Source organism: Curtobacterium sp. 9128, assembly GCF_900086645.1.
In the GTDB taxonomy this organism is placed as follows: Bacteria; Actinomycetota; Actinomycetes; order Actinomycetales; family Microbacteriaceae; genus Curtobacterium.
The window spans coordinates 711,448-724,176 of record NZ_LT576451.1 but is presented as its reverse complement, the minus strand read 5'-3'; the positions used below and the strand labels follow the sequence as shown (position 1 = coordinate 724,176).

General features: G+C 71.1%; 13 protein-coding genes. 1 reads left to right on the top strand and 12 read right to left on the bottom strand.

Annotated elements, in window-relative coordinates; translation table 11 throughout:
* Position 1 precedes the first annotated feature (1 nt).
* The 10 genes from QK288_RS03695 to tilS form a co-directional block, all read right to left on the bottom strand.
* Positions 2–694: a Rossmann-like and DUF2520 domain-containing protein gene (locus QK288_RS03695; protein WP_281266458.1), complete on the bottom strand. Its 693-nt coding sequence runs from the start codon at positions 692–694 to the stop codon at positions 2–4.
* On the bottom strand, positions 691–2,445 hold the full coding sequence (locus QK288_RS03690; RefSeq protein WP_281266457.1) for a PH domain-containing protein: 1,755 nt from the start codon (positions 2,443–2,445) through the stop codon (positions 691–693). Before QK288_RS03690 ends, QK288_RS03695 begins: the two co-directional genes overlap by 4 nt.
* A gap of 8 nt (positions 2,446–2,453) precedes the next feature.
* On the bottom strand, positions 2,454–2,975 hold the full coding sequence (locus QK288_RS03685) for a PH domain-containing protein (protein WP_281266456.1): 522 nt from the start codon (positions 2,973–2,975) through the stop codon (positions 2,454–2,456).
* Positions 2,976–2,994: 19 nt separating this feature from the next.
* A complete protein-coding gene (locus QK288_RS03680) occupies positions 2,995–3,471 on the bottom strand; it encodes a DUF3180 domain-containing protein (protein WP_281266455.1) in 477 nt (158 codons plus the stop codon).
* Positions 3,468–4,112 carry a 2-amino-4-hydroxy-6-hydroxymethyldihydropteridine diphosphokinase gene (gene folK, locus QK288_RS03675; RefSeq protein WP_281266454.1) on the bottom strand — a complete coding sequence of 215 codons (645 nt, stop codon included), beginning with the start codon at positions 4,110–4,112 and terminating at the stop codon, positions 3,468–3,470. Before folK ends, QK288_RS03680 begins: the two co-directional genes overlap by 4 nt.
* Positions 4,109–4,504: a dihydroneopterin aldolase gene (folB, locus tag QK288_RS03670; RefSeq protein ID WP_281266453.1), complete on the bottom strand. Its 396-nt coding sequence runs from the start codon at positions 4,502–4,504 to the stop codon at positions 4,109–4,111. Before folB ends, folK begins: the two co-directional genes overlap by 4 nt.
* Entirely contained in the window at positions 4,501–5,424 is a 924-nt protein-coding gene (gene folP, locus QK288_RS03665) for a dihydropteroate synthase (RefSeq protein ID WP_281266452.1), read from the bottom strand. Before folP ends, folB begins: the two co-directional genes overlap by 4 nt.
* Positions 5,425–5,429: 5 nt before the next feature.
* Positions 5,430–7,415 carry an ATP-dependent zinc metalloprotease FtsH gene (ftsH, locus tag QK288_RS03660; protein ID WP_281266451.1) on the bottom strand — a complete coding sequence of 662 codons (1,986 nt, stop codon included), beginning with the start codon at positions 7,413–7,415 and terminating at the stop codon, positions 5,430–5,432.
* Positions 7,416–7,542: 127 nt separating this feature from the next.
* Positions 7,543–8,094 carry a hypoxanthine phosphoribosyltransferase gene (gene hpt / locus QK288_RS03655; RefSeq protein ID WP_144765016.1) on the bottom strand — a complete coding sequence of 184 codons (552 nt, stop codon included), beginning with the start codon at positions 8,092–8,094 and terminating at the stop codon, positions 7,543–7,545.
* A gap of 9 nt (positions 8,095–8,103) precedes the next feature.
* Positions 8,104–9,123: a tRNA lysidine(34) synthetase TilS gene (gene tilS / locus QK288_RS03650; protein ID WP_281266450.1), complete on the bottom strand. Its 1,020-nt coding sequence runs from the start codon at positions 9,121–9,123 to the stop codon at positions 8,104–8,106.
* Positions 9,124–9,187: 64 nt separating this feature from the next.
* On the opposite strand from tilS, the gene QK288_RS03645 reads away from it, so the two are divergent.
* On the top strand, positions 9,188–9,679 hold the full coding sequence (locus QK288_RS03645) for an inorganic diphosphatase (RefSeq protein WP_070417329.1): 492 nt from the start codon (positions 9,188–9,190) through the stop codon (positions 9,677–9,679).
* A 109-nt stretch (positions 9,680–9,788) separates the two neighbouring features.
* On the opposite strand, the gene QK288_RS03640 is transcribed toward QK288_RS03645, so the two are convergent.
* Entirely contained in the window at positions 9,789–11,192 is a 1,404-nt protein-coding gene (locus tag QK288_RS03640) for a C40 family peptidase (RefSeq protein WP_281266449.1), read from the bottom strand.
* A 32-nt stretch (positions 11,193–11,224) separates the two neighbouring features.
* The gene (locus QK288_RS03635) at positions 11,225–12,511 is read right to left on the bottom strand and encodes a M23 family metallopeptidase (protein WP_281266448.1); all 1,287 of its coding nucleotides are present in this window, start codon (positions 12,509–12,511) and stop codon (positions 11,225–11,227) included.
* Positions 12,512–12,729 lie beyond the last annotated feature (218 nt).

Here is a 12,729-nt window from a genome sequence, read left to right as displayed (position 1 = left end):
GTCACAGTCTGGACTGCCCGTCGGCCGCGGCGAGCGCGTTGTCCACGGCGGAGCGGACGAGCGCGCCGAGCACGCGCCCGGGGTGGTCGACGCCGATGCCGGACAGCGTGCCCGCCGACTGGTCCACGATCGCGGTCGAGAAGCTCACGGCGGCGCGCACGGCATCGGCGTACGCGGGCCGGTCCTGTTCGGTCACGACGAACGGCTCGGCCCCCATCTCGACGACGAGCGCCTGGGCGATGGGGAGCACCGGCGCGGGCGCCGTGACGGCGCAGTACGCATCGCGGAGTCGCGCGAGGTCCACGCTTGTGCCGGTGAACGCCATGGCCGGGTGGATCGCCAGCGGGATCGCGCCGGCGGCGAGGGCTGGCCCGAGGACCCCGACGCCGTGGTCGGGGCTGGTGTGCACGACGAGCTGCCCCGCCTGCCAGATGCCCGCGTCGGCGAGGCCCTGCACGAGTCCGGCGAGCTGGTCGTCCGGCACCGCGAGGATCACGAGTTCGCTGCGCTCGACGAGGTCGGGCGTCTCGAGCAGCGGCACGCCGGGGAGCAGTGCCTCCGCGCGGTCGACGCTCTCCGCGGACACCGCGGTGATGCCGACGATCGCGTGTTCCGCGTTCGCCAGGGCGGCGCCGAGCACCGGCCCGACACGGCCGGCGCCGACGACGCCGACTCCCAGCCGTCCCGCCCTCATCGTGCGGCTCCTGCTGGGGGGACCTCGCCCCAACCGACGGGAGGCTCGTGGGGCCATGGTGCCGCCGCCTGCGGTTCCGCAGGGGGCGGGGCGGGCGCAGGGCGAGCCTCCAGGCCGGGTGCAGCGGACGTGCCGGACGTGCCGGATCGCCAGCGGTGCGACGTGTCGGTGACCGCCGCCTCGACGGCCAGCCGCGCGGTCTCGGCCCACAGGCCCTGCGCGTCCTCCGCGTCGATCGCACCGACCGTCGCGTTCACCGGACCCGACACGGTCTGCACGTGCACCGTCGCCAGCCGGAGTGCCCGCTCGAGCGGCCCCTGCGACACCTTCACGCTCTGCACCCGCGGCAGGGGGACGACGACGAGTGACCGCCACACCGCACCGAGCCGGAGCAGCACGGCACCCTGCACGAACCGGTACCCGTTGCGGCGGGCCGAGAACGGTCGGAGCCACCGGCCGCGGCGGGGCGAGTGCGTGAACCCGCCCTGGTCCCCGGTCGTGGTGAGGCTGTCGTCGACGACGCTGACGGCTTCGGCTGACCCCTCGCGGAGCCGGTCCATCGAGGCGGCCGGCCCGACGACCGCGGAGCCGACGAGTGTCGGCAGGATGATCTCGAGCACCTGCCGGACGTCGGCCGCGTCGCCGACGGGCAGCACGATCGAGGACACCTGCTGGTTGTTCGAGGCACCGTTGCCGGCGTTCGTCGCCCGGTTGATGCGGACGTCCCACCAGCCGAACGGCCGCCAGAGGAGCGGCTGCGCGACGCTCACGGCGTGGATGCGACCGGGGGGCAGGGTCTCGTTCGTCGTGGACACCAGGCCGAAGCCGATCCGGATGCCGTCCCGGGTGTCGGCGATCGTGTACTGCAGCGACCGCGAGAACTTCCGGATGTAGTACCCACCGGCACCGATCACCGCGGGGAACAGCGACACGAGCAGGAAGTACCGGCCGGTGACGGTGATGCTGACGATGATCGCGACGATGACGAGCACGAGGAACACCGTCGTGCCGGAGAGCACCATCGACGCGATGAGCCGCCCCGGCTTGACCTTGACGATGCGCGTGGCGTGCACGGCGGACGGGTCGAGCTCGGGCGACAGGAACTCGTTCACGCGGTCCTGCACGACGCCGTTGCTGTGGCGCTCGCCCGACTCCGCTTCCTCTTCCTGCGCACCGGAGGCGAGCACGAGGATGCGCTGCCGGAGGTCGTCTGCGGCCGTCGCCCCGAGGTACGCGAGCTGCACGTTGGCGTCGTTGCCGGCCTGCGCGATCTCGAGCTTCGCGGTCCCGAAGATCCGCGGGACGAGCGGCCGGGTGATGTTGATGCCCTGGATCCGGTCCAGCCTGGCCTTGCGGTGGTTCCGGAACAGCACGCCGGAGCGCACCTCGACGATCTCGCCGGTGACACGGAACTCGTGCATCCGCCAGGACAGGTAGAACAGGCCGATCAGCACCACCAGGAAGCCCGCGATGCCGAGGAGCACCCAGCCGACGGCGCCGTGTTCGTAGACGTAGCGGACGGGATCGCCCTCTTCCTGGGGCCCGTCGGCACCCGGGATGAACATGTTCACGAGGGTGTCGCGGAGGTTGTTCACCACGATGCCGAGCACCACGATGAGGAAGATCCCACCGCGAAGCAGCGGGGTCAGCGGGTGCAGGCGGTGCCATTCGCCGTCGGTCAGCGGAGCGGCCGCTGCGGCATTCCCGCTGCGTGGCGGTGCCGGCGGGGGCGGACCTGGTCGGAACGTCACGGGTCCCCCTACAGCCCGGCGCGACGGGTCTCGGCGAGCTCCACGAGCCGGTCGCGGAGCTCGTCAGCGTCCTCGGCGGGGATGCCCGGCACGCGCACGTTGGTCGACGCTGCGGCCGTCACGAACTTCAGCTCGCTCATGCCGAGCGCACGGTCGAGCGGGCCGCGGGCGACGTCGACGAGCTGCAGCCGGCCGTACGGCACCGCCGTGAAGCGCTGCCACATCAGCCCGCGGCGCAGGACGAAGTCGTCCTCGCGCAGGGCGTAGCCGATCGCACGGACCCGACGAGGGGTCAGCGCCGCGGTGACGAGGGTGACGACCGCGACCACGATGCCGATCAGGATCCAGACGACGCCTGCGGTGCGTTCGAACCCGCCGCTGACGACGCCGATGATCACGCACCCGGCGGTCACGACGACTCCGGCGAGCACCGTCTGCACGAGTTCCGTCCAGAGGAGCTTCGGCGACACCCTGGTCCAGGTGATGCCGGTCAGCCCGAGTCCCGGCTCGTCGAGTCGTTCGCGCGGCATCTGGGCCCCTCCTGGTGTCTCAGTTCGCCGTGGTGCCGCCCTGCTGGTCGTCACGATCGTCGTCCGGCGGGACGATGCACATGCGCTCGGCGACGAGCGCGCACACGGTGAGCACGATTCCGCCACCGACCGCCACGGCGTTCGGCAGGGTCGAGCCTAGCGAAGGCGTCACCGAACGGGTCAGGAGGTACGCGATGAGCCCGAGCGCGAACGCGCCGAGCAGGGCCCCGATGATGCTCGAGGCCTTGGCGAGCACCACCACCCTGGTCGCGTAGAGCGGGTCCACGCGGCGCTCCGCCCTGCCCTTCACGTGCCGCCGGACGGGGACGGCCATGATCACGAGGGCGATGCCGATGAACGCGAGCGTCAGCCCGAGGGGCGACAACAGGATGAGCGTGGGGGCCTGCCGGGACGCCAGTGCGGCGTCGAGGGCGAAGCCGGCGATCACCGCGACGACGGCGACGCTGATCAGGGTGGAGGCGCGGGTGGGCTTCACGGGGTCCTCTCGCTCGTGGTCGCTGGCGCGGTCGGCGCGGTCGGCGCAATCGGCGCGGTCGGCGCAGTCGGCGCGGTCGGCGCAGTCGGCCGGGAGGCTCGGGTCGGCTCCGCGAACAGGCGCGGCTCGTCGACACGGTCGGTGTCGTCGCCGAGTGCGGCGAGCAGGTCGGCGACCGGCCCGGCACCCGGCCTGCTGCCGGGCAGCACGGCGTCCGGGTCCGCGTCGAGCCACGGCGCGAGCACGAACGCACGCTCGTGCGCGCGGGGGTGCGGCACCGTGAGGGTCTCGGTGTCGATGCGCTGGTGCACACCGGCGTCGTCCGTGATCGCGACGACGTCGAGGTCGAGGGTGCGATCACCCCAGCGGACCTCTCGGGTCCGGCCGTGGGTGTCCTCGACGACGTGCAGGGCGTCCAGGAGCTCCTGGGGCGTCAGCGTGGTGTCGACGACCACGACCGCGTTCCGGTACCGGGGCTTCGTCCGGTCGAGTCCGTCGAGCGTCAGGGCGACCGACTCGACCTCGTGGCTGGAGGACACCGGTGCGACCCCGGGGATCGCCGCGATCTCGGCGGCGGCGGCGCGCAGCGTGCTCCCCCGGTCGCCGAGGTTCGCGCCGAGGGCGATGACGGCGCGGATCACGCGGCGCCCGTCCGCTCGTCGGCTGGCTCGGCGGCTCGCTCGCGGCGGATGGTGATCGAGACGTCGGTGAACGGCACCGTGATGGGCGCCTGCGGCTTGTGCACGGTGACCTCGGTCGCCAGGGCAGCCCGGTGCGTCAGCACGGCGGCGGCGATGCGCTCCGCCAGGGTCTCGATGAGGTCGACCGGGTCGCGCTCGATCTCGGCGACGACCTGCTCGGCCAGCACGCCGTAGTGCACGGTGCGGTCGAGGTCGTCGGAGCCGGCGGCAGCGCGGGCATCGACCTCCACCGCGACGTCGACGACGAAGTCCTGTCCGTCGGCGCGCTCGTGGTCGAAGACGCCGTGGTGGCCGCGGGCGCGGACCCCGACGAGGCGGATGGTGTCGTTCACGATCGAGCTGCCCTCCAGGCTTCCCAGACGTCGAGCACCGCGCGGGTCGGTGCGGGGTCGTGCACGCGGACGCCCCATGCCCCGCGCTCGGCGGAGAGGAGGCTGATGGCGGCTGTTGCGAGGTCGCGGTCCTTCGGCGGGGCGCCCGCCGGGCTGCCGACGCCGTCCAGGAAGCGCTTGCGGGACGCGGCGACGAGCACGGGGAGGCCGATCGACGCGAAGCGCTCGTACCCGGCCAGGATCTCCCAGTTCTGCACGCCCTGCTTCGCGAACCCGAGCCCCGGGTCGATGACGACCTGCTCCTGCCGGACCCCGAGCACGATGAGCTCCGCGACGCGCATCTCGACCTCGCGACGGACCTCGTCCACCGCGTGCTCGTACACGGCGTCGCGGTACATCCGGTCGCTGTGGCCACGCCAGTGCATCACCACGAAGCCCGTCCCCGTGGATGCGACGACGCGCGCCATGTCCGGGTCGGCCAGGCCGCCGGAGACGTCGTTGACGATCGCGGCACCGAGCTCCACCGAACGTTCGGCGGTGTCGGCGTTCATGGTGTCGACGCTCACCACGATCCCCTCGGCGACGAGCTGGCGCACGACGGGCAGCACGCGCTCCTGCTCGACGGCCAGCGGGACCCGGTCGGCGCCGGGGCGGGTGGACTCCCCGCCGACGTCGATGATGTCGGCCCCGGCGGCGACGAGCTCGCGCGCGTGCGCCAGGGCGGCGTCGATCCCGAGGTGCAGCCCGCCGTCGGAGAACGAGTCCGGAGTCACGTTGAGGATGCCCATCACCCGGGTGCGCTCGGGCGTCGGGGCACCGCGGTCACGGCGACGGCGCACGACGACCTCCGGCACCGGTTCCGGTGCTCGGAGGTCGATCGCAGCGAGTCGGCGCGAACGTCGCGTCGGCAGGTCGGACATCCGGCCTACGCGGGGGCGATACCCGGGTTGCCGAACGGACGGTGACGACGGGTCTTCGAGGGCTCGTCGGTCGTCTCGGCCGCGGTGTTCGCCGCCTTGCCGGGGACCTCGATCGCGGGCAGGTCGCTGACCGGGCGCTTGTCGCTCGACAGCCACTGCGGGCGCTCCGGCAGCTTCCGGACGTCCTTGAAGATCTCGACGAGCTCCGGCGCGTCCAGCGTCTCCTTCTCGAGGAGCTCGCCGGCCAGACGGTCGAGGATGTCGCGGTTGTCGTTGAGCACCTGGTACGCCTCGTCGTGCGCGGACTCGAGCAGGGCACGCGTCTCGGCGTCGACCATCTCGGCGATGTTCTCCGAGTAGTCGCGACCGGTGCCGCCGCTCATGTCACGGCCGACGAACGGCTCGCTCGACCCGGAGCCGAGCTTGACGGAACCGACGGCCTGGCTCATGCCGTACTCGGTGACCATCTTGCGTGCGGTACCAGTGGCCTTCTCGATGTCGTTCGACGCACCCGTGGTCGGGTCGTGGAACACGATCTCCTCGGCGACGCGTCCACCCATGGCGTAGGTGAGCTGGTCGAGGAGCTCGTTGCGGGTGACGGAGTACTTGTCCTCGAGCGGGAGCACCATCGTGTAGCCGAGGGCGCGGCCGCGCGGCAGGATCGTGATCTTCGTGACCGGGTCGGTGTGGCGCATCGCCGCTGCCGCCAGGGCGTGGCCGCCCTCGTGGTACGCGGTGATGAGGCGTTCCTGGTCGGACATGATCCGGGTCCTGCGCTGCGGGCCGGCCATCACGCGGTCGACCGCTTCGTCGAGGGCACGGTTGTCGATGAGCTGCGCGTTCGAGCGGGCGGTGAGCAGTGCGGCCTCGTTGAGCACGTTCGCCAGGTCGGCGCCGGTGAACCCCGGCGTCTTGCGGGCGAGGAGCTCGAGGTCGACGCTCGCGGCGAGCGGCTTGCCCTTCGCGTGCACCTCGAGGATCTGCTTGCGGCCCTGCAGGCTCGGCGCGTCGACGCCGATCTGGCGGTCGAAGCGGCCGGGGCGGAGGAGCGCGGGGTCGAGGACGTCGGGACGGTTGGTCGCGGCGATGAGGATGACGTTCGTCTTGCCGTCGAAGCCGTCCATCTCGACGAGGAGCTGGTTGAGCGTCTGCTCGCGCTCGTCGTTGCCACCGCCGATGCCGGCACCGCGGTGACGACCGACGGCGTCGATCTCGTCGATGAAGACGATGGCCGGCGAGTTCGCCTTGGCCTGCTCGAAGAGGTCACGGACACGGCTCGCACCGACACCGACGAACATCTCGACGAAGTCCGAACCGGAGATCGAGTAGAACGGCACACCCGCTTCGCCGGCGACGGCTCGAGCGAGCAGCGTCTTGCCGGTTCCGGGAGGGCCGTACAGCAGCACGCCCTTCGGGATCTTGGCGCCGACGGCCTGGAACTTCGCCGGCTCCTTGAGGAACTCCTTGATCTCGTGGAGTTCCTCGATCGCCTCGTCGGAGCCCGCGACGTCGGCGAACGACACCTGCGGGTTCTCCTTGTTGTTCATCTTCGCCCGGGACTTGCCGAACTGCATGACCTTCGAACCGCCGCCCTGGGCGCTCGAGAGCAGGAACCAGAACAGGGCTCCGATGAGCAGGAACGGCAGCAGCGTCAGGATGAGCGTGAAGAACCAGTTCGACTGCTGGACGGTGTCGTTGTAGCCCTTCGGCAGGTCGGCCTTGGCGACCGCCTCGACGACCTCGGTGCCGCGCGGCGTCGAGTAGTAGAACTGCTCGGTGGCGCCGCCGTCCTTCAGGGTGAGGTCGACGCGCTGGTCGGTCGAGTTCACGACCGCGGAGGAGACCTTGCCGTCGGCGAGCTGTTCGAGGCCCTTCTGGGTGTCGATCTGCTGGGTGCCGGACTGGGAGATGAACGCCCAGCCGATCCAGATCCCCACGATCGCAATGAGCACGTAGATGTACGGCCCGCGGAGGATGCGCTTGAAGTCCATGTGATCCGGGCGCCAGGGCCCGACACCTTTCTCTGCCGAAGTTGCGTGCTGATCAGCATACGGCCGCGATTCTGTGGCGAGAATGGGTGTCCTCTGCGGGCGAACTCCCCGTTCGCCGACGACCCGTCTAGGAGTAGACGTGCGGGGCGAGGACCCCGATACCGCGCAGGTTGCGGTACCGCTCGTCGTAGTCCAGGCCGAATCCCACCACGAAGGCATCGGGGATGTCGAAGCCGACGTACTTGACGTCCACCTCGACCTTCGCCGCCTCTGGCTTGCGGAGGAGCGCGACGATCTCGACGCTCGCGGCTCCACGGGACGCGAGGTTCTGCTTGAGCCAGGACAGCGTCAGACCGGAGTCGATGATGTCCTCGACGATGATGACGTCGCGACCGTGCAGGTCGGTGTCGAGGTCCTTGAGGATCCGCACCACACCGGACGACTTCGTGCCGGAGCCGTAGGACGACACGGCCATCCAGTCCATCTTCGCCTGGAGCGTCAGGTGGCGGGAGAAGTCGGCCATGACCATGACCGCGCCCTTCAGCACGCCGACGAGCAGCGGGTCCTTGTCCCCGTAGTCACGGTCCACCGCCGCCGCGAGCTCGGCGATCTTGTCGTCGATCTGCTCGGGGGTGAAGAGCACTTCGGAGAGGTCGTCCTGCACGTCGGAGAGTTCCACCGGGACAGCCTAACTCGCTGCGAAGAGCAGACGATCCCCGCTCCGCGACACCTGGACGCCGGGGAGGTCGATCGGCCCCTGCCCGCTCCACTCGGTGACGAGTCGGCAGACCTCGAGCGTCTGCACCCTGGACAGCGTCACGCCGAACTCGCTCTCCACCGCGAGCCGGACGAGCCGCTGCCGGAGGGCAGGTGGGTTCGCGTGCAGCTGCCGCACGGACAGGGAGATGCCGGCCTCGGAGTGCTCGGCGAGGTCCTCGGCCATCTCCTCCGCGAAGTGGTCGAGCGCCGCGGAGTCCTCCCGCAGCTGGTCGGCCGTGCGGGCCAGTGCCTCGTGCACGTCGGCGCCGAGTTCGCGCTCGAGCACCGGCATGAGGGTGTTCCGGACGCGCACCCTGGTGAACGCCGGGTCGTCGTTCTGCGGGTCGTGCCACGGCGCGAGCCCGGCAGCGGCGCACGCCTGCCTGGTGGTGTGCCGCCGCACCGTCAGCAGCGGCCGGCCGTAGGCCGGCCCGGCGTCGCGGACCGCCAGCGGGCGCATGCCGGACAGGCTGTCCGGCCCGCTGCCGCGCAGCAGGCCGAGCAGCACCGTCTCGGCCTGGTCGTCCAGGGTGTGGCCCAGCAGCACGAGCGGCGACCCGACGGCGGACGCGACGTCCGCGATCGACGCGTGCCGGGCCTCCCGTGCGGCGCCCTCCGGACCACCTGCGGTGCCGACCGCGACCCTGCGGACCTCCACCGGGTCCAGACCCAGCTCGGATGCCTGCCTGGAGGCTCCGCTCGCCACCGCCTCGGAGCCCGCCTGGAGCGCGTGGTCGACGACGACCGCGCCGGCCCGGAGTCCCTGCTTGGGTGCCTCGAACGCGGTGGCCGCGGCGAGTGCGAGCGAGTCGGGTCCGCCGCTCAGCGCGACGAGGACCAGGTCGCCGGCGTGCACGAGGTCCTGGTCGATCGCCTGCGCGAGGAGGTCGCGGACCGCGCGACGGGTGTCGGCGACTGCGGGATCCAGCCGGGGACGCGGAGAGTTCACCCGGTAACGTTAGCCGCGCTTTCGGAACCTCCGACAGACCCATCGACAAACCAGGAGTGCACACATGGCCGCGTACGACGTCGTCGTCGAGATCCCCAAGGGCAGCCGCAACAAGTACGAGGTGGACCACGAGACCGGTCGCGTGTACCTCGACCGCGTGCTGTTCACGTCGTTCGTCTACCCGACGGACTACGGCTTCTTCGAGAAGACGCTCGCGGACGACGGTGACCCCGTGGACGCGCTGCTGCTGCTCGAGTACCCGACCTTCCCCGGCGTCGGCGTGAAGGTCCGCCCGGTCGGCGTCTTCAAGATGAGCGACGAGGCCGGCAACGACGCGAAGGTCCTCGTGGTCCCCGCCAAGGACCCGCGCTGGGCGCACATCCAGGACATCTCGGACGTCGACGAACAGACGAAGGCCGAGATCGCGCACTTCTTCGAGCGCTACAAGGACCTCGAGCCGAACAAGTGGGTCAAGGCCGAGGGCTGGGGCGACGCCGCCGAGGCCGAGGCGATCGTCACGGCCGGCCAGGCCGCGTACGTGCCCGCCGGTCACTGACGGTCCGTCCCGGCTCGCGCAGCTTGCCGGTCACGGGATCGCACCCCCGTACGAACATCGCGCCCTGTCCTGACGGGGCGCGATGTTCGTACGGGGGTGCGTTGCGTTGCTACAGGGAGCCGCTCGGGCGTGCCACGTAGGGCAGCAGCTGGCTCGGGGTCCAGATCGCGCGCTCGACGACGCCGACACCGGGGCGCGCGGCCTCGACCATCATCCCGCCGCCGGTGTAGATCGAGTCGTGGTACCCACCGGACGCGGTGCCGTTCGACGAGTAGAAGAGGATGTCGCCCGGCTGCCGCTGCGAGAGCGGCACGAGGCGACCGATCGACGCGAAGTGGTTGTACTGCCAGACCACGTTGTGGCCGCCCGTGGTGATGCCCTGGGAGTTGTAGGCCATCATCACCAGGCCGGAGCAGTCCCACGTGTTGGGGCCGGCGCCGCCGAGGACGTACGGCTTGCCGAGCTGTCCGCGGGCGTAGGCGATCGCGCCGGCGGCCTTCGACGGCGACGGTGCGGGGTTGCTCGGGGCGGGGTTGCTGGGCGCCGGGTTGCTCGGTGCCGGGTTGCTCGGCTTCGACGGCGCGGGGTTGTTCGGCTGCGACGGCGCGGGGTTCGACGGGCGGCTCGGCGTCACGGGGTTCGAGGTGCCGGGGTTCGTCGCGCCGGGGTTCGTGCCGGTGTTCGATCCGGTGTTCGAGCTCGGCTTCGCGGCGCTCTTCGACGTGGTGGTCGTGGTCTGCGACGCCAGCTGCGCCTCGGCCTGCTTCGCGCGCTGCTCGGTGTAGTACGCGCTCTCGGTCGCGACGGTCGTGCCCTTGAGGAACGCGAGCTGCTCGAGCACCTCGTTCTGCTGGCTCTGCGCCTCGTCGAGCTTCGCGTTCGCGGACGCCGCCGTGTCGTTGGCCGCGTCGAGCGCGGACTTCGTGGCGTCGGTCGCCTTCGCGAGCGCCTTCGTCGCCTGGGACTTCTGCGCGGCGAGGGAGTCGACCGTCCGCTGGTCGGCCTTCGCCTGCGCCAGCACCGTCGCCGAGCGCTCGGACAGGTGCGACATCGTGCCGACCTGGTAGAGCAGGTCCTTCGCGTCCGAGGAGTCGACGAGCATGCTCGTGGACAGGTCACCGCCGCCGGTGCGCGAGAGCTCGACCACGAGTGCTGCGACCTGCGACGCGGAGTCGTCCGCCTTCGTCTTCGCCCGCTTGGCCTGCGCGCTGAGGTCGTCGAGCGTCGACTGCGCCTCCTGCTGCTCCGACGCCGCGAGCGCGTACGTCTGGCCCGCCTGCTGCACCACGATCCCGGCCTGGTCCGCCGAGTCCTGCAGCGAGGACAGGCGCGAGGCGAGCTCGTCGACCGTCTGCTGCGTCTCGGCCTGGTCGGCCTTCGCCGCCTGCACGTCCGCCCACGACGGGGCCTTGGGTGCCGCCTCGGCCGGTCCGGCGATCGTGACCGAGAGCCCGATGCCGAGCAACGAGACGGTCGCGATCCCGCAGGCGAGGGAACGTGCAGGCTTCTTCATGTGGTGTCAGGGCCTCTCGGGCGCGCACACGGTCATACCGAGATCCCCCGCGCTGCCATGAAGGGGACCGGGTCGACGGCGGCGCCGTTCACCCGGGTCTCGAAGTGGAGGTGGCACCCGGTCGACCAGCCGGTCGAACCGACCTGGGCGATCTGCTGCCCGGCGGAGACGTGCTGGCCGCTCGCGACCATGATCCCGCCGTTGACGATGTGCCCGTAGGCGGTGGAGATGCCGCCGCCGTTGTCGAGCACGACCTCGTTGCCGTAGCCGCCGCCGTTGCCCGCGAAGGTCACGGTGCCGTCGTGGGCCGCGTAGATCGGGGAGTAGCAGGCGGGGGCCAGGTCGACGCCGGCGTGCAGCGCGTGCGCTCCGGTGTACGGGTCGATGCGGTAGCCGTACGGGCTCGTCTGGTACCCGGCGCTCGGGCGGACCCAGCCGGACGCGTTCGCTGCGCCGCCGCCGGTCCCACCGCTCGCCGCAGGCGCCTGGGCAGCCGCCTTCGCCGCGGCCTCCGCGCGAGCCTTCGCCAGTGCCGCCTGACGGGCCTTCTCGGCGGCGACGCCCTTGTTGTACTTCGCCTCGACGTCGGACGCGTTCGAGGTCAGCAGGGTGAGCTGCGCCTCGAGCCGCGCCTGGTTGCTGTTCTGCGCGTCCACGGCCTTCTCGGCCGCATCCGCTGCGGACTGTGCGGCCTGCATCTTCTGCTGCGCGGCGTCGGCGAGGTCACCGAGCGCCTTCTTCGCGACGTCCGACTTGTCCGCGAGGGCCTGTGCGGTCCCCCGGTCCTGCGTTGCCTGGGAGTAGATGCCGTCGGCCTGCTCGCTGAGCTTCGACATGGCGCCGAGCTCGTAGAGGTAGTCCTTCGAGTCGGTCGGGTGCGTCAGGAGGTCCGTCGTGACGTCGTTCGCGCTGGCCCGACCGAGCTGTGCCGCGAGCTGACCCGCCTGCTGCTCCGACTGGGCCGCGGTCTTCTCGGCCTCGTCCGCCTGGGTCTGCAGCTTCTGCTGCTGGAGCGTGGCCTCGTCGTACTTCGTCTGCGCCGTCTGGTACGCCGTCCCGGCAGCGTCCGCCGACTTCTGCTTCGCCGCGGCGTCGGCCTTGAGGTTCGAGATCAGGCCCTTGATCTCGGTGACCTTCTCCTGCTGTGCGGCCTGCGACGCCTTGGCCGCCTGCACGTCGTTCCAGCTCGGGTAGCTCGCCGCCGAGGCCTGCTCGACCGGGGCGATCGCGGCGATGGTCCCGGCGGTGAGCACGACGGCGACCGCTGCCGCGATGAGGCGGCGACGGTAGCTGAGGGACTGCGAAGGTGAGGTCGACATGTATCTCGATTTCGTAACAGCGCGGCAAGGCTCACGCACGTAACACTGTTAACAAACGCAACAGTAACAACAGGTGCCGACCCGCTCCAGCCCCTCGGATGAGGGGCACGGGCCGACGACGATGGTCGCACTCGGCCATCGACGGCACATGATCGTCAGGAGTCTCTCCCACGATCGGAGCAGTTTGCTCCACGGTGAGTGAAGCTGCGGCATGTGTA